The organism is Oscillibacter sp. (genome assembly GCF_032060045.1).
GTDB lineage: Bacteria > Bacillota > Clostridia > Oscillospirales > Oscillospiraceae > Oscillibacter.
Window position 1 is genome coordinate 58,454 of record NZ_DAMBZJ010000013.1, and the last position, 18,714, is coordinate 77,167.

Genomic DNA, 18,714 nt, shown 5'->3' on the forward strand with positions numbered 1-18,714 from the left:
CAGACCATGTTCAAGCGGTCCGGACGAGGGTATAAGCGGCCCTATTGCGTCAACCCTGCCTGCTCCAACTTCCTGCCGGAGGACCAACGGGGATATCCCAAGAAAACCGCCGACGAGGGCGGCGAGTCCGCCAAGGAAGCCGCGGACGCCGAAAAGAAGCCCGCCGCGAAGAAAACGGCTGCAAAGGCAACCGTGAAAAGCTCTGCGGCAAAGAAGACGGCAGCCAAAAAAACAACTGCAAAAAAACCTGCCGTAAAAAAGACAGAATCCGAAACCGCAGCAGCAAAAAAGAAAGCCCCGGCAAAAACAACCAACAAGTCGGTTGCTTCTGCGACTGAGGCGGCGGATACAGCGGAGAAGAAGACGGCTGCGAAAAAAGCGGCGACGAAGAAGCCTGCCGCAAAGAAAACGGCGACGAAGAAGTCGGCTGAAAAAGTGACGGCGAAAAAACCAGTCTCGGACGAAGAAAACTGATTTGCCCCGCGCCAGATTGGCGCGAAGCGCACCCTAGGCGGGTGCCGGGCATGCGAAAGGACACACGTATGAACGTATCGGTCATCGGAGCGGGCCTTGCCGGAAGCGAAGCCGCCTGGCAGTTGGCCCGCCGGGGCGTCCATGTGACGCTCTTGGAGATGAAGCCCCAAAAGAAAAATCCTGCCCATGTGACGGACGATTTCGCGGAGCTGTGCTGCTCCAATTCCCTGCGCAGCGACCAGTTGGAAAACGCCGCTGGTCTTTTGAAGGAAGAACTGCGGCGGCTGGGGTCACTGGTGATTGCATGTGCCGACGAAACCCGAGTGGAGGCAGGCGGAGCGCTGGCAGTGGACCGTCAGGGCTTTTCCGCGCTGGTGACGGAGCGGATTAAGGCATGTCCCAATATCACCGTGGTCCCCGGCGAAGTGACGGAGCTTCCCGAGGGCGAGGTGCTGGTTGCCTCCGGCCCCCTGACCTCCGACGCGCTGGCAGAGCGCCTGCAATCGCTTTTAGGCACGGACACCGCCCTGCATTTTTACGACGCTGCCGCGCCGCTGATCGCAGCGGACAGCGTGGACATGGATCACGCTTGGCTGGGGTCCCGGTATGGGAAAGGGTCTGCGGATTATGTCAATTGCCCCATGACGAAGGAAGAGTATGACGCGTTCTGGCAAGCGCTTACCGCCGCCGAGGAAGCGCCGGTTCATGGATTTGAGGACCAGAAAGTATTCGAGGGCTGTATGCCCGTGGAGGTCATGGCCCGCCGGGGGCATGACACGCTGCTTTACGGGCCGCTGAAGCCCCGGGGACTGGATGATCCCCGCACCGGGCGCTGGCCCTATGCCGTGGTGCAGCTTCGAAGGGACAATGCCGACGGCAGCGTATACAATCTGGTGGGCTTTCAGACCCATTTGAAGTTCCCGGAGCAAAAACGGGTGTTTTCTATGATTCCCGCCTTGCATCACGCGGAGTTTTTGCGTTACGGCGTAATGCACCGCAATACATTTTTGGACTCGCCCCGGTTGCTTGACCGATACTACCGGCTGAAAAAAGAGCCGCGCGTTACATTTGCAGGGCAGATGACCGGCGTGGAGGGCTACGTGGAGTCCTGCGCCAGTGGATATCTGTCGGCGGTGGAGCTGACGCGCCGCCTGCGGGGGCTGCCGCCGCTGGACTTTCCCCAGGAAACCGCCATCGGCGCGCTGGGGCTGTATATCTGCGATCAGTCGGTGGTCCGGTTCCAGCCAATGAACGTCAATTTCGGGATTATGCCGCCTTTGGACCACCGGGTCAAGGGGAAGCGGGATAAAAATACGGAGATTTCCCGCCGGTCGCTGAATATCATAGACGGCCTGCGGGATGAGGCGCTCCGCTAGAGAGATTTTGCGCCCGCGGGCGCGGCGAAAGGGATGGCTGCATGAAAATCATCGTGGATGCAATGGGTGGAGACAACGCCCCGGTTGAAATTGTGAAGGGCGCACTGGCGGCCCACAGAGCCTACGGTACGGAAATCGTGCTGGTGGGCCGGGCTGCGGAGGTGCTGGGGGCTGTGGAAGGTTGCGGCGAGAAGACCCTGCCCCCCGGCGTGCAGATTAAGGACGCGTCGGAGGTGGTGGAGATCGCCGACGATCCCGCCACAGCGTTTAAAAAGAAGAAGGACTCGTCCCTCACCGTGGGGCTGAACATGCTGAAGGAGGGTCTGGGAGACGGGTTTGTCTCTGCTGGATCCACCGGGGCGCTGCTGGCCGGGGCGACGCTTGTGGTAAAGCGTATCCGGGGCGTGCGGCGTGCGGCGCTGTGCCCGCAAATCCCCGTGCTGGGGGGAAAGGCCATTCTGTGTGACGCGGGAGCCAACGCGGAGTGTACGGCGGAGTATCTGCTGCAATTTGCGTTCCTTGGGAGCCTGTATGCCCAAAAAGTCATGGGAATGGAGCGCCCCCGGGTGGGTCTTTTGAACATTGGTGCGGAGAGCGAAAAAGGGGATGCCCTGCGCCATGAAGCCTATGCGGTTCTGGAGGCAGCGGGCCGTGGGGGCCGCCTGCACTTCATTGGGAATATCGAAGCTTCCGATGCCATGCTGGGCGGAGCGGACGTGATTGTGGCGGATGGCTTCACTGGAAATGTGATGCTCAAGTCCCTGGAGGGGACGGCAAAGCTTATGTCTAAGGAACTCAAAGGGCTGTTTTTGTCCGAGACAAAGACGAAGCTGGCTGCGCTTTTGATGAAGGACAAAATGGCGGAATTCAAGCGGATGATGGATCCCGGAGAGGTGGGCGGAACGCCGTTTCTGGGCATTACCAAGCCAGTGATCAAGGCCCACGGCGGATCTGACGCGCGGGCGATTCAAAACGCGGTGCGCCGCGCGGCGGAATTTGCCGCAAGCGGATTTATCGCCGATGTAGAAGCAAATGTTGCGCAGATGCAGATGGATCTGGCGGAAAAAATCTGATACCCTATTGACAGAAATGCGGCGCTGCCGTATGATTACTCCAACAATTGTGACCTGAGGAGTGACTGGTATGTCGAATGAAGAGGTATTTCAGACAATGCGTGATCTGGTGGCCGAGCAGTTTGCCAAAGAGGCCGACGAGGTGAGCATGGAGACTTCCTTTGAGGAGGATCTGGGCGCCGATTCTGTGGATCTGGTGGAACTGGTAATGGCCATGGAAGAGGCGTTTGACGTGGGCGAAATTCAGGAAGATGACCTGAGCGAACTGAAATCCGTGGGGGATGCTGTCCGCTATATCGCCGCAAAACTGAACAGATAAAAGAGGAAACCCCGCCCGGAGCGGGGTTTCCTTTTGGGAGAGAGTGGGTGCGCTTTTATGAAGGATTTGGAGAAAAAATTAAGTTATACTTTTCGGGCTCCGCCGCTGCTGGAGGAGGCGCTGACCCACAGCTCCTACGCCAACGAGCACCGGGGTCGGAGGATGAACAGCAACGAGCGGCTGGAGTTTTTGGGCGATTCGGTGCTGGGTTTTGTGACGGCTGAGTTTTTGTTTTTGCAGCATCCTGACCTGCCGGAGGGGGATCTGACCCGCATCCGGGCGGCTTTGGTGTGCGAGCAGAGCCTGTACGAAGTGGCGCGGAAGCTGGAACTGGGTCGTTATCTAAAACTGGGAAAGGGCGAGGAAGCCGGAGGGGGCCGGGAGCGGACCTCTATTCTGGCGGATGCCACCGAGGCGGTGTTTGCCGCCGTGTATCTGGACGGTGGGATTCAGGCGGCCTCCGCGCTGATTCACCGGTGCCTTTTGGACGCGGAACGGGAAGAGGCTGTGGAGGAACGGCGACGAGACTTTAAGACGGAGCTGCAGGAACTGATTCAGCGCAAGCCGGATCAAACCCTTGCCTACCGCATGGTGGCAGAGCGCGGCCCTGACCACGACAAGACCTTTGTGGCAGAGGTGCTGCTCAACGGCGCGGTGGCGGGCGAGGGCGGCGGCCACAGCAAGAAAGAGGCGGAGCAGTCCGCTGCCCGGGCCGCTTTAGAGAAGCTTTAAAAGAATCAAATCTTTGAAGACTACAAAAAGAACATTTGGGGCGGCGGGGAAACCCGCCGCCCCGGCTTGCCCGAAGCTTCCGAGGCAGGCTTGGAAGTGTTTACAGTGACGCTTGGACGGGCCGGCGAAGAAATGCGGAAGCGGTTTTCCTTGGATTTCCCGAATGCGGCTGACCAGATAGAACGGCAAATGTCAAGAAGAATTTGGACATTTTACAGAAAAATGGTAATATAGAAAAGGCAGCATCTTAATCGGTGCTGCCTTTTTGTAACACATAGGGGTGGTCGGTGGACGCTGGCTGCCGGGCGAGAGTGTGCTACAATGCTCTATCCTCCCGAAAGTCTGAAACGCCGCGGCGTAGACGATGAGAATAATGTGTCCTGCGGGACAGGAAGTTAACCAATATCAATCAGGTGTAAAGGGGCTTTCGCGGCATAACACCAGTGTGCGCACTGGAATTATTCCACGTTCCCCTTGACCCCCGATAGAAATTGGTTAAGCCTGCGGCCAACAAAAGCAGCGGCAAGCCCTGCTTTTGCAGACACAATACTTTATTTTGGAAGGAACGGGCGATTATGAAGATGATTAACGGAATCGGGCAGGCGGTCTATTTCAACCCCGTGGAGAAACACGGGAAACTGCGGTACGTGGTTCTTTCGGCAGACGGTCAGCCCATCACCGGGCGGGACAGGCAGAAGCGGCAAAGCCGCACCTTTTCACAGGAGCATCAGGCGGAAGCATACCTGAAACGGAACGGATACCGGGCGGAAAGCTAGCATTTATCCTGTTTTTTTCCGCGGGAAAAAAGACAGGCCCAAAGATATCGGGGCATACAGAGGCATTCCAGCCCCATAAAACGTCGTAAAAGGAGACAAAACCATGAGAGGACATAGCCCCAAAAGCAACCTCCGCAGCTTCCGTTATTCGGATGAAATCGCCGCCATTCTGGAAGCGCAGGAGGGAAACAGCCTGAATGAGAAATTTGAAAGCCTTGTGCTTTTCTGTTTTTACAAGCTGGAAAGCCGTAAAAAGGACTTGCAGTGCATTGAAGAAGCTATCGAGCGTGAGCGGGACCGGCTACACAACCTTCAAAAAGCTACGGAGGAATTACGCTGGATGGGAAGAGATCTGCAAAGCGCCAAACACTATTTTGGCATCGTAGAGCGCAGAGCAAAGAAAATCGCGGAAACGGAAGTGTAACACAAACCACCCGCGCCAGCCGGCTGGCGCAGCTGCGATATTGTGTTACAGAGAAGCCGCCCACGGGATAGCCGTGGGCGGTACTGTTTAATATCACGTTTTAAATTCACGTTTGGGTGGAGGAACGCATGATGAAAAAACAGCACTACATGACCCACGATGAACGGCAACAGTTAGAAGCCATGCGCCGCAATCGGATTCCGGTTGCCGAGATTGCCCGGCAATTGGGCTTTTGCCGCCAAACGATTTACAACGAGCTAAAAACCGGAGAATATACGCACACCTGCGAATGGTACGACGAGTGGCGCTACTCTGCCCACAAAGCAGAGCAGCGGCACAGGTACGCCCAGACGGCCAAAGGCAGGCCATTGAAAATCGGTCATGACCGGGCCTATGCGGATTTCTTGGAACAGAAGATGCTGGGCGGCGGTGACAAGCGAAAACGTTTCTCTCCTGCGGCTGCTTTGGCTCAGGCCCGGAAACAGGGCTTTCAAACCTGCGTTTGCGTAACTACTCTATACAGTTACATCACCAAGGGCGTATTTCTCCACCTGCGCAACCGGGATTTAATCGAAAAGTCCAAACGAAAGAAGCACGGGTATCAGCCTGTGCGGAGAATTGCACACCCTGACTTACCCTCCATCACCACACGCCCGGACTTCATCAACAGCCGGGAAGAACCGGGACATTGGGAAATGGATTTGGTTGTTTCCTGCGCCAGCGGGAAAGGCGCGGTGCTGACCCTGACAGAACGCACCGGGAAATTTGAGATTATACGTAAACTTGAAAACAAGAAAGCGGAAACGGTGCGAGAAGCATTAAAGCGCATTAGAAAGAGCGGTGTAAAGTTTAAGAGCATTACAACGGACAACGGCTCCGAGTTTCTCCAATATGACGAGTTACGAGCCGTAGCCAGATGCCCAATTTTCTATTGTCACAGCTATGCGGCATGGGAAAAGGGAACCAATGAGAATCATAATCGCATGATTCGCCGCTGGTTCCCCAAAGGAACGGATTTTAACAAGGTGAGTAAACGGGAAATTACAGCCTGTCAGGAGTGGATGAACGACTATCCCCGGAAGTCCCTAGGCTGGTTCAGCCCGAATGAGTTTGCAAAAGAGATTGCCGTGTAACACATTTTAGCTTCAGCTGCGATTGCCCAGAGCAAAATTCTGTGTTACCAAACAGGCCACGCCTTATTCGGAAGTTCCTTCCGAGAATAGCTATTGAACAGCCTCCAGAGCGGCGGAGAGAAGACCCATTTTGTACCGATGATAGGCAGGCCGAAATAATACTTATCTATGATCTGATGGGAGATATCATCAATCCCAATTTTCCGCTTGATGCTCTTGCAGCAGATACAAAACGGAATAAGAGACTTTTTCACCACGAAATAATTCTGCGCCAGTCGTTTTAGCGTGATATCCATATCTTCATAAGACTGGCTGAACACATCCACACTGCATTCATAGTGCCGATGATACTTATACCAGTAGATAGCTTCTTTGGGGAAGCTCTTAAAATTCCGGTTATTATACTCAATTCCAGCTTCATCAATAATGACCTTTCCCCCGGAAATCATGTACTTGCCAATATCGGCCTGCGGCTCCAACTGAAACGCACCGGTAATGGGGACATTGGAATAGACCGACGTACAGCGTTTTAAAAATCGGGATGCCAGCAGCCACGAAGAGAATTTACCGGAATGCTTCTGCGCCCATGATATCACCCGGGACTGCCGCATGCTCCGCTTTGTAAGATAGGCCGCAAAGGTAGTTTTACCAGAACCGGGAACACCGAAATAGACATTGAGAACATGGGGAACCTTGGGAGGACAAAGCCAGCGATACAGCATATATAAAATGACCAGCCAGACCATAGAATCACCTCATAAATAAAGTGTGGGGAGGGCGCACGCGCTCCGCTTGCGTGCGTCCTCCCCCTTTGCGCTCAATGGCGCAGAGCCTTGAACAGGCCAACGCCGGTAAAGGCAAGGCCCAGCGCGAAGGGAACCAGCAGAATAGGAGTAGAAATAACCGCTCCTGCAACCGTAGTCATCCACTCCACAGCAGAGGTAAGCACCGTCCCGATGCTTGCGAGGAAAGTTGTCATTGTAGTAGCCTCAGTAAAACCACCTTTCAAAAATGTTTTATATCTCACGGCAAAGCCGCTGATATCAGGCAATCAGGGTTTTAATACCCTTACAAAGGAAACAAAACACCACCATACCGAATAAGTAAATGACCGGCTCGGAACCGAGAAAAGCGGCCAGAGCTTGCAGCATGGCAACGGTAAAATCAATCATTGCATTCATAACCGCAACAGCCCTCCAATCAGGCGCAGGAACCCGGCAAGGAGCAACCCAAACAGCACGGCTCCAGCAATCCACGGATAATCCAACCCGGCAAGACCGGGGACATATTCCGTTGACGAGGAAATTACATTACCCTCACTATCCATCTGCTGAACGGTGTACGTCTGCCGCTGGTATTCTCCAAGCACAGCCGTCACAACATCAGACATAGCCGCAGAACCATCCAGAGATTCCAAAGCCGCCACAACATCCGGCGAGGAGACAGAAAACGTCCGAACAAGCGGAGCATCTTCAACAAGAGCCGATTCAGTTTCTTCCAAATCCTCACCGACAGGCTCCGTCGGTATTTCCGGCTGGGCAATCGTGACATTGACAACAACGCCGTTATCCTTCTTTGTTTGGGTATCAATAATAACCGGGTCTGCTGGTTCCTCTGTTGCCACGTCTTCCGCTATGTCTTCCGGCAGTTCGTCCGCCATGGCGGGAACGGTCAGCAGAAGCAAGGTAATCAGCAGGACTAAAAAACGCTTCATTTTTCATCACTCTTTCGATTATCTGAAATATGTTTATTCCGGCTTTGCCCGGAACGGTAGCCGGTTCCGCTGCCGCCGAATCCAAAAACATAGGATACCAGCCGAATGGACAGCCCAGCCAGCACAAGGGCGATTGTCCACGATGCAAAGGAGATTCCAAGGCCAGGGACCTGTACGCCAGTAAACAGCCCCCAGAAGCTGGCGAACAGGGATGAAATGATTTCTATCAACTGCTCCATGGCGCTCTCCCTTACAAAAACGGTATCATGTCGATAATGGCGGCAATCAGCTTCACCAGCACCACCACAAGAAAGACACAGAATGCGCCGAAGAAAATAAGGTCCAGCGGTGAGGGAAGCCAGCCAAACAGCAGAAACAGAGATTGGAACATTAGAAACCCTCCATTTGTAACACAGTTTACCGAGCCGGATCAGCTGGCGCAGACGCGATATTGTGTTACGCTTTCACCAGCTTGAACACACCTAGCAGCACCATAACAGCAAGTCCGAAAAACAGGATGGAGCGGAGGTCTGACGGCAGAACCATAATCACCCCGGAGATAAAACCGAATGCCGTGCCAACCTCGGACGGCAGACCGTAGCCGCCGCTTGTTTCTGTCCCATCAGGTCCCACGGTGGGCGGCTGCTGGAAAAAATTAAATAATGTATTATCCGAAAAAGCGGAGAAAAACGCCCGGATAGAAGTAACAGTTGCATCTGTCAGGAACCCGAAAAAGAACGAGAGCATATCCGTTACCAAAGAAAGCAGAGCGCTCAAAACATCGGTAATCAGACCGAAAAGGGATTCTATCAGAACGCCCAGAGAATTATTAAAGGCGTTCTTAATACGGCTCCAAAGGCTCCCGCTTTGTCCGGTTCCACTATCCACATCAAACCCGGCAGAGCTTAACGCTGCAAAGAGCTTGTTTGTAAAGGCGTTCCATGATTTTTGCCACCAGTTCCAAAAGCCGGATTCAGAATAGATATACTCGTAATTATCGCCAGATGCATCCACAACGTCATAGAAATCTTTTAGCGTAATGATGTTATAGCCACTATACGGTATCCAACGAGTGCCGGTGAAAATACGACCGTCACAAGCTTCCCACGCAGTCCCGTTGTAAATCTGAAGAGACCGAATCACACCGCTTTCCACCATGGCCCATACAAGACCCTTGGTGGGAAGTGAAGGCCTAGCGCCGCCGATTTGCTTTCCTGTAATGGGAATATCCGTGCGGACAGCCAGCGTGGGTTTTTCATAGTTTGTTACTGGCACAATTGCCGTCACATATTTATGACCCGTATTAGGAGTTGCAGATTTTAAAAGTTCTACATATACGAGGTCAAGTGACTGGCCTGAATTTATTTGCAGATAAGCATATAGCCGCCAATGGCAATCATCAGTTAGACCTAGCCGTGAACCGTATGCACTTGCATAAACTGTTATGGAACCCCAATCAAAAGTAGCAGTTTTCTGATCGAAAAAGTCAGAATTAATGTTTTCTGGGAAATTTAACGTAACAGGACATATTTGACCGGATTTTGTTACCACCGAAAAAGTAAACGGACCTCTATAGCCGCCCAAAAACTCATATGGCATATACATGCAAGCTTTTCCGCTGGGCAATGTCAAACACTCTTCGGACACGGTACCATAGTAATTAGCACCAAGCATAAAACTGTCCCGAAACGGAGTCGCGTTATTGTTGTTAACCATATCGTACTTATAAAGCGGCGGTATCGTCGTATCCCAAGACCAATATTCGTCTGCTACGGGCTTGGTGGAATCGGGGAGAACCAAAGTCAAGTTGGTATCGAAGGGGACGGAGGATGGCGTATAGCCAGAGGTCCCATACAGCGCCTTATTCACAAAACGGAACTCGTCCAGATATTTATAGGTCTGCTGATTCTCCATAAAGCCAAACCAAACTCTATCGTAAAAAAACGAAGAGTCAGAATACGAACCAACTAAAACACCGTTGAGGAAATAATAAACAACTCCGTTATAACGCTGAACGCAAATTTCATTCCACTGGCCGGTAGAATAAGCTGCCAGTGCACCAGCGGGTGAACTGATAGCCGAACCATTAAATGACAAAGGGAAAGTTGCAGCAGAATAATCTTTACGAGTATAAAAAGCAATTCCAGAAGAACCCGATTGAGGTGTAGGAGTGTAACTTTGATAATATCGAAACTGCATGGTAAAATCACCGTTTCCGATATTAGACGGTAAACGCATAAGAAAAGTATGTTCTTTTTCGTCCAGATAAAGCGCACCATTGAAAACACCGGCATCCATATAAGTCAGGCTAGCACCTGAAAGCCAAACGAAATCAGTTGTATAATTCCAATAGCTGCTGTCTCTGGTATCGCCGTCAAAATGATATAAGGCCCGGAGAGAGGTATCATCCGCTGACCTACCATAGCCCACAACGTCAATATTGAAATCAAGCTGTTCCAATTCCTCAGCGGTCAAATCGGCGCTGTCTCGACCATCAGGCAGTTCATAATAGACCTCGTAATACTTGTCATATTGCTCCGTCTGGCCGATATAGGTAATACTGGTATAGTTGATGTGATACGTCCAACTGTAATTGTACGTGATGTTATAGTTGGTAGTATCGTGGCTGTCAATGTAATAGGTTTTATTGCTCTCGTCATAAATAACGGCATCCGCTACTTGTATAGTGCCGTCAGGGAGCGTAATGGTCATGCCGGACAGGTCAATGTTTGTACTGTTGTCAGAATTGTCTATCACCTCGCCGGTTTCATCCGTTGCGGAGGTATCCGGACGGGGCTGGTTAATCGCGGCTTGGCCCTCGTTGACATAGGCCACGAACGGACGGCCTTCCGAATCGGCGTAATACTGCCGATTCCACCAAATAGCCTTATAGTTTGTACCCAGCATCCGAATTTCAGCAGGAATGCCAGATTCTTTGATTTTAATGCACATGAGATTCAGCGCATCCAGCGTTTTCATGTTGACCTTAGCAGTGGAAGCGCTGCGGTCACCTAGCCACTTGTTGCCGCCAAAGGTGGATGCCTTGGAACCGCCTTCACAATAGGGATACTCACCCGCAGAGTTAACCACCCAGCGCCCGCTATTCTTTTCACGGATGCGCAGAAGACCCGAACCAGACTGCTGCACAAGTTCAAAATCCAGAAAGCCCTGAGCGAAAAAGCAGGAGGCAAAGGACTGACGGCCCAAAGCCTGAGAGTTTTTTAGAACGGTCTGCCATATGCTGTCGTAATATTCGGAATTAAATGCCTGTTTATAACGCTGTAACAGATCATTCATATAATCAAGAGACTGCGGCCCGGTTTTACCCACTGCGCTATTCATCAAATACCAAAAAACACCGTTGTAATCAACAGGAAGGTTAAAGGCCCCAGCCAAGGCTTGCAAAATAGTGTTTGCAGGGCTTTTAATAGATGTTGACCAAAGTCCCACGGATGCAGTATCCGGCGTAAGGTCAAAATCGGATGCCGCAACAGGAGCACAAATAACCGAAAAAGATATAACGACTACCAAAAAGCCTGCAATAATACGAGAATAGAGCTTGGTTCCCATTGCAATACACAGCCTTTCATGGTAATATATAGAAAATTGCGGGGAGGAAGAGACATGAAAAACGTTGAAAAAAGGCTAAAGCTGTTCAAGCTTCAAAAATGGATTGTGAATAGTGTAATAATTGCTGTTATATTAATGGCGATATACTGCTTCTGGCCTTTCATCCTCATGCTGGGACTTTATACTATCCCAATAGCTGCCGCTGCCATTTGCTTTTTGCTTTTTGCTGTACTATTCAAAGCTTATAAATACTTCTCCAATAAAAATACGCTTTAAGCGATTTCAAGGAGGGCTATTATGAACAGTCAGATAACCGCCCAGATATCGAATATGATTCATCTCACGAGGAACTTTGAAACGGCGTGCCAATTGGCGGCGTTACAGGATGATGGGAAAATGAGCGGTGACGAAAAACGCACCCTCCAGAAAACGCTGTCAGCCTCCCAGAAATTTAGAAAAGACCTAGAGAAAATCGGATAGTATTTAAGAGGACAAGCCTGAATGGGGCTTGTTCTTTTTTTGGTTGCGGGGGATGGAATCGAACCACCATCTCAAGGTTGAGAGCCTTGTATCCTGCCTTTAGACGACCCCGCCATATCTGTAACACAATCCACCACCGTAGCCAGCTCGCCCCAGGCAGTAAACTGTGTTACATTAAGGGGAAATTGCAGGAGGAACAAAATAGAATACTTCATCGTCCTGCTTTGCATTGCCCTTACTGCCAAAGTAAAAATCCACTTTGTTTGCAAGAACCTCAAATTTATGCTGCTGAATCATCAAATCGTATTTTGGGTTTTTCTTGGTTTCCCGGTTTTCAATCATGTTTACAAACTCTTCAATGCCGTACATTTTGATACAAGCATCAATGGGGTTCCCCGCCTGATTGATTACATACCACTTGCATCGTTCCTCGTTGTACTCCATGCCCGGAGCCTGATAAACGCTGATACGTTCCGCAGCACCCACCAGAGCGGCCTAGTAATCTGTCATGGGCCAGCGCCACTTATTCGCATCCTCTGCCGGTTCTATGTATCGGAGATAGTTCAAAACCACACCGGCGAAAGCCGGTCCAATGGGAAGAGGGATTTTTGTAAACTGTACCGCCCTATCATCCCGAAGCTGAATTTCAACACGAACCCAATGCACGTCAGAGGAATAGCCACGCTCTGCGGCTTTGTCATAAATCCGAATCAGGACTTTACTTTGAGGACTGCCAATTTGCACGGTGGAGCCTTTGCTAGAAAGCACCGTTTCCCAATAGTCCGACTTGCTGATATACATACCGCATTGCGTGTCGTTGACAATCTGCCGGATATTTAAAAGGCCGGTGTGATCGTCAAAGGCCACGTCAAGGCGAGTAATTTTCAAAGTGTTATCACGAATGAATTTGAAAAGACTGTCCCAGTCGACCTTTGAAAGCGATTCAAAAGTACGGCAACCTTGCCCGGACATTTCCACCCATACACCCATATCAGCACGTCCGTTGTAATGGATGCTGATACAGGAAAAATATTTTCGGTCCTTATAGCCCCGTGCGCCTTTCGTCTCTGTCCATGGGACATGAGAAAGACCCAGCGCCGATATTAACGCGTCAGGGCTATGAACCTTGCTTGTAAAGGAAAGCCAGTCATACAGGACAATGTTTTCCGCTTTTGTGCTATCCACCCTAGAACGCCCCCTCAGCTTCTATTGTAGGTAGTGCCCCCCTGTTAGCGGGGGGGGGCACGGTGCGGGGAGCTACCCCGCACCGCTTTATTTGGGCCACAAAGCGTGCTTACGCCTTGCTAACAGGAACCATGTAGGAAATCTTCTTGCGGGAATCAAAGTAGCACTGAACGCGCGTACCGGGTTTAATGTCCTTCCAAACGGTGGGAGAACCACAACCATACTTAACGGCCTTTTGACCGCAAAAATGATAATCGTTGCTCTCCATGCCGTTGAAGTCCTCCAGCATGAACACGTTGCAGTAATCCTTCATTTCCCCGCTGTCAGTCTGGAACCTGCCGTAGCCAAAACCTACAAACGTCTTTTCTTCCATGGAATGTACCTCCATACATTGACCGGTTGGTATCCGGTTATAAAATATGGACAAGCGGACATTCCATAAGCTGGAAACCGCTTGTCCAATTACATATTAGAACTTGCCCTGACCAGATAGAACGCAAATATGACTGGAATTTTTCGGATCAGCGTGGTATACTTATAATTCTAAATGGGCTTTCCGGCGGCGTTGAAAAGCGGCGCTGCTGAGAGCCGCCCTCCCGCGGGCAGCGCGGGAATCAGAAAGAAATGTTCCCACACATAGAAGGAGAGTGAGCTTTTGTCACTGTTGACATCTGTCGTCCTGGGGCTGATTCAGGGCGTGTCGGAATTTCTGCCCATATCCAGTTCCGGCCATCTGGCCATCGCGGAATATTTGTTGGGAGAGGCCGGCATCGGGACCCCACCGGAATTTTTTGACGTGCTGTTGCATCTGGGCACGCTGGCCGCCGTGGTTGCGGCCTATTGGGAAGATATCAAGGCCATGGTGCGGGAGCTGTTCCTCGGGATGGGGGACTTGGTCCACCGCACCACGCCCACGCCCCTGCCTCCGGCCCGGCGAATGATTTTTCTGATCATCGTGGGAACCCTTCCCCTGTTTGCGGTGCTTCCCATGAAGGATTGGATTGAGGGCTTGTCCAGCAATATCTACGTTGTGGCGGGAGCCTTGCTTGTCACCGGCTGTCTGCTGTTTGCCAGCGACCGGGTGCGCCGTGGGCGCAAGGCAGAACGCAGCGCCACTGTGCTGGATGTGCTGCTGGTGGGCGTTGCACAGGCCTTGGCCACCTGCCCGGGGCTTTCTCGCTCCGGAACCACCATTTCCACAGGGTGCTGCCTAGGTTTCGAGCGGAAGTTTGCCGTTCGATATTCGTTCCTGATGTCCATTCCAGCCGTGCTGGGTGCCAATATCCTGACCTTGCGGGGCGCGGTGAAGGCTGGCGTTGTATGGGCGGAGGTTCCGATGTATCTGGCGGGTGTTCTGGTGGCGGCTTTGGTGGGATATGCCTGCATTCGCCTGCTGAAAATGATTGCGGATAAGGGCAAATTCGGCTGGTTCGCTTATTACTGCTGGGCGGCAGGAATTCTGACGCTGATAATGGTCTTCGTCAAAAACGCCACTGCCTGATTTCAATACATTTACAAAAGACTGAGCAAAGGGAGGTACCAGTGTGGCCAGTACCACGACAAAAAGAAGCGGGACGAAAAAATCCTCGGGAGGCCGGAAAAAACCGGCCCGAACAGAGAAGCGGCCCATCCGCCGGGAGGTGGGGGGCGCGGTTTGCCTGTTGCTGTCGCTGTGCGTGGCGGTGAGCTATTTTGGCGCCGACGCCATTTTTATCGACTGGTTTTCCACGCTGCTGAAGGGGCTGTTTGGCTATGGCTATTGGCTATGTGCTCCGGCGCTGGTGCTGGCAGGCCTTATCCTGCTGATTCATCACGGACGGCCAGTTGCCCTGCGGACCATCTGCGCGCTGCTGCTGCCGCTCTTGTTCGGCTCTCTGGCCCACATGGTCCTGCTGCGGGACGGCTATGAGTTGGTGAAAGGCATTTTGAAGCTGCTTTGGAGCTCTGGCGGGGCGCTTAAATCCGGCGGTGCGGTTTCTGGCCTTCTTGCTGTGGGAGCAGTGACGGCCTTTTCAAGGGCTGCCTCTATCGTAATATTTGGGGTGTGCTTTCTTGCCGTATTGATGGCGGCCCTGCGCATCACGCCCAAGAGCCTGCTGGAAAAGCGCCGCAGCCGCCTTCGGTATGAGCCGGAGCCGGAGCCTGCGCCCCGGCCTGCCCCCGTCATCCCTGCCATTCCCGTTGAAGGGCAGAGAGAGAGAGGTGGCGCGCGCCGCACCATCGACATTCCACTGGACGGCGAACAGCGGCCCGCGCAGGAGAAACGGTCCGGCCTGCTCCACGGTTTCTTCCGTCAGAAATCCGATCAGCAGCTTACCCCCGACCAGCTTCTGACCGAGGAGGCAGAAAAGGCCGCTAAGCCGCAGGCCCAGTCGGTGCAGGTTCCGTCTGCAATCCCCGTGGCGATTCCGGAGCCGATTTCCGCGCCGGAACCGGCGGCAACACCTGCGCCCGCTGTGGCGGCGGTCTTCTCGCCTGCGCCAACTCCGGCTGCGACTCCTGCGCCTGCCCCTGCGGCTGAAAAACCCGGCTCCGCCGCTAAGGCGGTGGCCGCGGCTACCGCCGAGGTCACGGCACAGATTGAGGATGCCCTGTCCTCCGGGGAGGGGAGCTATCAGTTCCCGTCCATCACCCTGCTGGATGAAAATCAGGGCGGAGACTTTACGGAGGCGGGAGCCGAACTGCGGAACAACGCCCGCCGTCTTGGCGAGACACTGAAGAGCTTCGGCGTGGAGGCTGCCCCGGGCGAGGTGGTCCACGGCCCCACCGTCACCCGGTACGAATTTGTGCTGGATCAAGGCGTAAAGCTTTCCAAAATCACAAACTTGGCGGATGACATCGCCTTGGCGCTGGGAGCATCCGGCGTGCGCATCGCCCCCATTCCCAACAAAATTTCCGTAGTTGGCATCGAGGTGCCGAACCGTCATGTGTCCTCCGTCCTAATTCGAGACGTGGTGGAGTCGGACAACTTTGCAAATCACAAATCCAGCGTGGCCTTCTCGGTGGGCAAGGACATAGGCGGACACTGCATCGTGGGAGATATCGCGCGCCTGCCCCACGTGCTCATCGCTGGAACCACCGGCTCCGGCAAATCCGTTTGTACCAACTCGCTGATTGTCAGCCTGATGTACAAGTCCAGCCCCGACGAGGTGCGCTTTATCATGGTGGACCCCAAAATGGTGGAGCTGGCTCCCTATAATGGCATTCCCCACCTGCTGATTCCCGTGGTGACAGACCCAAAAAAGGCTGCCGGTGCGCTTCAGTGGGCCGTGTATGAAATGATGAAGCGGTATAAGCTCTTCTCGGAGAACAACGTAAAGGACCTGAAGGGGTATAACGCGCTGGCACGTACCAACGAGGAGTTAACGACCCTGCCCTCCGTGGTGGTGGTCATCGACGAGCTGGCGGACTTGATGCTGGTGGCGGCCAAAGAGGTGGAGGAGTCCATCTGTCGCGTGGCCCAGATGGGCCGTGCCGCTGGAATGCATCTGGTCATCGCCACCCAGCGCCCATCCGCCGACGTGATCACCGGTATTATGAAGGCGAATATTCCCAGCCGCATTGCTTTTGCGGTAGCGTCGGCGCTGGAATCCCGCATCATTTTGGATACGCAGGGCGCAGAAAAGCTGGTGGGCCGGGGCGACATGCTGTATGCGCCTCTTGGCTCCGGCAAGCCCACCCGGGTGCAAGGCTGCTTTATCAGCCCGGAGGAGATTGATCGCGTGGTGGAATTTGCCAAGCAGAGCGGCGAGGCCCATTATTCCGACGAGGTTATGCAGAAAATCGAGGAAAACGTGCAGGAGAAGGAAAAATCCGCGGGTAGCAAGGGCGCGTCCGCGTCGGATTCTTCCCAGGACGAGGGTGACGAGCTTCTGCCCGCCGCCGTAGACGTGGTGCTGGAGACGGGGCAGGCTTCCGTTTCCATGCTTCAGCGCAGGCTGAAGTTGGGCTATTCCCGGGCCGCCCGTCTGGTGGACCAGATGGAGCAGAGGGGAATCGTGGGTCCCTTTGAAGGGTCCAAGCCCCGGCAGCTTTTAATCAGCAGGCAGGCGTGGCAAGAGCAGCAAATGGGCGGCGCAGCCGCACTGCCGCCATCTGACGAGCCGCCCTTCGACGAAGGTACCGAGGACGAGGGGTGACGATTTAAACAGGCCAGCCTACGGAGAGTGATCCACTGTGGGTTGAATCGCTGAATTGTTAAAAAATGCACAATTTAAACTTGGGATACCAGTGGTATATTGTGCAAAATGTTATATGATTTAAAGGGCGGGAAAGGACAGGTATCTGTTGACATCCCGTAAAAAGGCGCATAGAATGAGTGAATCAGGAAACTTGCAGCGGTAATTGGAAAATGTAAAGGAGGTATCCCGTCATGAAATTTTCGACCAAGATCGAAAAATGTGGATTGTCCCCCATGCGAAAGTTCCACCCCTTTGCAGTGGCGGCGGAAGCCAAGGGACGCAAAATCTATCACCTGAATATTGGTCAGCCGGACATTGAAACTCCCGCCGCCTTTTTTGACGCGGTGAAGGGCTTTACTCAGCCCGTTTTGGAGTATGCACCCTCTCCCGGTATTCCCTCATTCTTAGAGGCGGTCCGCGGCTATTATGCAAAGCTTGGAATTAAGCTGGCTCCTGGCGATCTTCTGGCCGCCACCGGCGGCAGTGAAGCGCTGGAAATGGTTTTGGAGTGCATTCTGGATGACGGGGACGAAATCCTGATTCCGGAGCCCTTTTACCCCAACTACAACACCTTCACCCGCGTCACCGGCGGCGTGATTCATCCCATTCCCACCACCCCGGAGGAAGGCTATCGCTATGCTGATCGGGACAGAATCGAGGCGGAAATCAACGAGCATACCCGGGCCATCCTGGTGACGAATCCCGGCAACCCCACCGGTGTGGTGCTGAGCCACGACGAGATGCGGCTGATTGTGGACATTGCCAAAGAGCACAATCTGTTTGTCATCGGCGACGAGGTGTACCGCGAGTTTGTTTACGGCGGCGAGGGTCTTGCCACCATGCTGGAGTTTGAGGACGCGGCGGAGAACGTCATTGTGGTGGACTCCGTTTCCAAGCGGTTTTCCGCCTGCGGCGCCCGCGTGGGCGTGCTTATATCCCGCAACAAGGATTTGATGTCCCACGCCATGAAATATTGTCAGGGCCGTCTGTGCTCCGCCACGCTGGATCAGGTGGGCGCCGCCGCGCTGTACACCGTTGGACCGGACTATTTCGCCTCCGTGCGGGACGAGTATAAAAAGCGCCGCGACACCTGCATGGAAGGGCTTGCGAAAATCCCCGGTGTGGTGTGCGAATGCCCTAAGGGTGCGTTTTACATCATGGCAAAGCTCCCTGTGGACAATACCGATACCTTCCAGCAGTGGCTCTTGGAGCACTTTGAAGATAAGGGCGACACCGTGATGTTTGCCCCCGGCGAGGGGTTCTATGCCACGCCCGGC

General features: G+C 53.3%; 22 protein-coding genes, 1 tRNA gene and 1 pseudogene. 13 read left to right on the plus strand and 11 right to left on the minus strand.

Annotation, left to right across the window (positions count from 1 at the left end; genetic code table 11):
- From RT018_RS07175 to RT018_RS07210, 8 genes and pseudogenes are all read left to right on the plus strand, one after another.
- A pseudogene (locus RT018_RS07175) lies at positions 1 to 474 on the plus strand (hypothetical protein); the annotation flags it as partial.
- Between the two features lie 68 nt (positions 475 to 542).
- Complete coding sequence (trmFO, locus tag RT018_RS07180) at positions 543 to 1,850, plus strand: methylenetetrahydrofolate--tRNA-(uracil(54)-C(5))-methyltransferase (FADH(2)-oxidizing) TrmFO (protein WP_312940618.1); 1,308 nt, start codon at positions 543 to 545, stop codon at positions 1,848 to 1,850.
- Between the two features lie 41 nt (positions 1,851 to 1,891).
- Positions 1,892 to 2,923, plus strand: a complete 1,032-nt coding sequence (plsX, locus tag RT018_RS07185) for a phosphate acyltransferase PlsX (protein WP_312940573.1) — start codon at positions 1,892 to 1,894, stop codon at positions 2,921 to 2,923.
- A gap of 70 nt (positions 2,924 to 2,993) precedes the next feature.
- Positions 2,994 to 3,242: an acyl carrier protein gene (gene acpP / locus RT018_RS07190; RefSeq protein ID WP_312940575.1), complete on the plus strand. Its 249-nt coding sequence runs from the start codon at positions 2,994 to 2,996 to the stop codon at positions 3,240 to 3,242.
- 57 nt (positions 3,243 to 3,299) lie between these two features.
- Positions 3,300 to 3,974, plus strand: a complete 675-nt coding sequence (gene rnc / locus RT018_RS07195; protein ID WP_312940576.1) for a ribonuclease III — start codon at positions 3,300 to 3,302, stop codon at positions 3,972 to 3,974.
- Positions 3,975 to 4,549: 575 nt separating this feature from the next.
- Complete coding sequence (locus RT018_RS07200) at positions 4,550 to 4,750, plus strand: hypothetical protein (RefSeq protein WP_312940578.1); 201 nt, start codon at positions 4,550 to 4,552, stop codon at positions 4,748 to 4,750.
- Between the two features lie 103 nt (positions 4,751 to 4,853).
- Entirely contained in the window at positions 4,854 to 5,174 is a 321-nt protein-coding gene (locus RT018_RS07205) for a hypothetical protein (RefSeq protein ID WP_312940580.1), read from the plus strand.
- A gap of 128 nt (positions 5,175 to 5,302) precedes the next feature.
- Positions 5,303 to 6,307, plus strand: a complete 1,005-nt coding sequence (locus tag RT018_RS07210) for an IS30 family transposase (RefSeq protein WP_312940582.1) — start codon at positions 5,303 to 5,305, stop codon at positions 6,305 to 6,307.
- Between the two features lie 44 nt (positions 6,308 to 6,351).
- Here RT018_RS07210 and RT018_RS07215 read toward each other — a convergent pair whose 3' ends face one another.
- The 7 genes from RT018_RS07215 to RT018_RS07245 all read right to left on the minus strand — a co-directional run bounded on the left by RT018_RS07215 (position 6,352) and on the right by RT018_RS07245 (position 11,591).
- Entirely contained in the window at positions 6,352 to 7,053 is a 702-nt protein-coding gene (locus RT018_RS07215; RefSeq protein ID WP_312940585.1) for a hypothetical protein, read from the minus strand.
- A gap of 71 nt (positions 7,054 to 7,124) precedes the next feature.
- Positions 7,125 to 7,286, minus strand: a complete 162-nt coding sequence (locus RT018_RS07220) for a hypothetical protein (RefSeq protein ID WP_294852631.1) — start codon at positions 7,284 to 7,286, stop codon at positions 7,125 to 7,127.
- A 64-nt stretch (positions 7,287 to 7,350) separates the two neighbouring features.
- On the minus strand, positions 7,351 to 7,488 hold the full coding sequence (locus RT018_RS07225; protein WP_312940589.1) for a hypothetical protein: 138 nt from the start codon (positions 7,486 to 7,488) through the stop codon (positions 7,351 to 7,353).
- On the minus strand, positions 7,485 to 8,021 hold the full coding sequence (locus tag RT018_RS07230; protein ID WP_312940592.1) for a hypothetical protein: 537 nt from the start codon (positions 8,019 to 8,021) through the stop codon (positions 7,485 to 7,487). The genes RT018_RS07225 and RT018_RS07230 overlap by 4 nt, the downstream gene beginning before the upstream one ends.
- Entirely contained in the window at positions 8,018 to 8,260 is a 243-nt protein-coding gene (locus RT018_RS07235; protein WP_312940594.1) for a hypothetical protein, read from the minus strand. The genes RT018_RS07230 and RT018_RS07235 overlap by 4 nt, the downstream gene beginning before the upstream one ends.
- An 11-nt stretch (positions 8,261 to 8,271) precedes the next feature.
- Positions 8,272 to 8,412, minus strand: coding sequence for a hypothetical protein (locus tag RT018_RS07240; protein ID WP_312940596.1), 141 nt, complete (start codon positions 8,410 to 8,412; stop codon positions 8,272 to 8,274).
- Positions 8,413 to 8,477: 65 nt separating this feature from the next.
- Positions 8,478 to 11,591, minus strand: coding sequence for a hypothetical protein (locus tag RT018_RS07245; RefSeq protein WP_312940599.1), 3,114 nt, complete (start codon positions 11,589 to 11,591; stop codon positions 8,478 to 8,480).
- A 54-nt stretch (positions 11,592 to 11,645) separates the two neighbouring features.
- Here RT018_RS07245 and RT018_RS07250 point away from each other — a divergent pair, with 54 nt between their 5' ends.
- Positions 11,646 to 11,867, plus strand: a complete 222-nt coding sequence (locus RT018_RS07250; protein ID WP_312613217.1) for a hypothetical protein — start codon at positions 11,646 to 11,648, stop codon at positions 11,865 to 11,867.
- A 21-nt stretch (positions 11,868 to 11,888) separates the two neighbouring features.
- Entirely contained in the window at positions 11,889 to 12,071 is a 183-nt protein-coding gene (locus RT018_RS07255) for a hypothetical protein (RefSeq protein WP_312613215.1), read from the plus strand.
- Between the two features lie 40 nt (positions 12,072 to 12,111).
- Here RT018_RS07255 and RT018_RS07260 read toward each other — a convergent pair.
- The 4 genes from RT018_RS07260 to RT018_RS07275 all read right to left on the minus strand — a co-directional run bounded on the left by RT018_RS07260 (position 12,112) and on the right by RT018_RS07275 (position 13,629).
- Positions 12,112 to 12,186 (minus strand) — tRNA-Glu (locus RT018_RS07260).
- A gap of 59 nt (positions 12,187 to 12,245) precedes the next feature.
- Entirely contained in the window at positions 12,246 to 12,557 is a 312-nt protein-coding gene (locus tag RT018_RS07265; RefSeq protein ID WP_312940603.1) for a hypothetical protein, read from the minus strand.
- A 9-nt stretch (positions 12,558 to 12,566) separates the two neighbouring features.
- Positions 12,567 to 13,256, minus strand: a complete 690-nt coding sequence (locus RT018_RS07270; protein WP_312940606.1) for a replication initiation factor domain-containing protein — start codon at positions 13,254 to 13,256, stop codon at positions 12,567 to 12,569.
- Between the two features lie 109 nt (positions 13,257 to 13,365).
- Entirely contained in the window at positions 13,366 to 13,629 is a 264-nt protein-coding gene (locus tag RT018_RS07275) for a hypothetical protein (protein ID WP_312940609.1), read from the minus strand.
- Positions 13,630 to 13,911: 282 nt separating this feature from the next.
- Between RT018_RS07275 and RT018_RS07280 the strand changes: the two genes are divergently transcribed.
- The 3 genes from RT018_RS07280 to RT018_RS07290 all read left to right on the plus strand — a co-directional run.
- Positions 13,912 to 14,757: an undecaprenyl-diphosphate phosphatase gene (locus RT018_RS07280; RefSeq protein ID WP_312940611.1), complete on the plus strand. Its 846-nt coding sequence runs from the start codon at positions 13,912 to 13,914 to the stop codon at positions 14,755 to 14,757.
- Positions 14,758 to 14,800: 43 nt separating this feature from the next.
- Positions 14,801 to 17,395 (plus strand): DNA translocase FtsK, encoded by a 2,595-nt coding sequence (locus RT018_RS07285; RefSeq protein ID WP_312940613.1) that lies wholly within the window; start codon positions 14,801 to 14,803, stop codon positions 17,393 to 17,395.
- Between the two features lie 233 nt (positions 17,396 to 17,628).
- Positions 17,629 to 18,714, plus strand: a 1,086-nt coding sequence (locus tag RT018_RS07290) for a pyridoxal phosphate-dependent aminotransferase (RefSeq protein WP_312940615.1), incomplete at its 3' end; no start/stop codon positions are given.